Below are 262 nucleotides of genomic sequence, written 5' to 3' on the forward strand. Positions count from 1 at the left end.
CGCGTAATCACATGGTCAGCCACGGCCCCCTCCCAACCTTCACCAAGATTAGGACCCATTGGATTCCGTCCGCGGCTTGGCTTTAACCCAAACGTACCGCACCAAGCAGATGGAAAACGTATCGACCCGCCACCATCACCGCCGCCTGCCATCGGGACAATACCGCTCGCAACTGCTGCTGCACTACCCCCTGACGAGCCGCCAGAACTGTAGCCTTTTTTAAAAGGATTGTGAGTAGCACCATGCGCTTTTGGCTCAGTCG

The 262-nt window shown here is 56.9% G+C and carries 1 protein-coding gene; it reads right to left on the reverse strand.

Annotation, left to right across the window (positions count from 1 at the left end; translation table 11 throughout):
* Positions 1-262 (reverse strand): amidase family protein (locus SB772_RS42350; RefSeq protein ID WP_410838817.1); only part of this gene is annotated, 262 nt, incomplete at both ends.

It is taken from the genome of Paraburkholderia sp. SIMBA_030, from assembly GCF_046535245.1.
Taxonomy (GTDB): Bacteria; Pseudomonadota; Gammaproteobacteria; order Burkholderiales; family Burkholderiaceae; genus Paraburkholderia.